A 273-nucleotide genomic window follows, 5' to 3' on the forward strand; every position below is an offset into this window, starting at 1 on the left:
CGACGAACCAGAACCACGACACGCCGAGGATCGCGTTGCGCACCGCCAGGGTGCGCCGGGTCAGGCGCATGATCGCCAGCGATTCGGGAATGGGATTCCAGTTGATCTTCAGGTCCGGCGCGCCGGCTTCGACCCGCGGTACCCGCCGCGCCACCAGGTTGCCGGTGACCGCCAGCGCGATCACCGCCACCGCCGCCACGATCGTGCCATGCGAACCTGCGAGGGTGAAGATCAGGCCGCCGAAGATCATGCCGCACAGGATCGAGATGGAGG

General features: G+C 67.8%; 1 pseudogene. It reads right to left on the reverse strand.

Annotated elements, in window-relative coordinates:
- Positions 1–273: pseudogene (locus tag SB822_RS57075) on the reverse strand (hypothetical protein); the annotation flags it as partial.

This window comes from Paraburkholderia sp. SIMBA_054 (assembly GCF_046534875.1).
Classification (GTDB): domain Bacteria; phylum Pseudomonadota; class Gammaproteobacteria; order Burkholderiales; family Burkholderiaceae; genus Paraburkholderia; species Paraburkholderia hospita.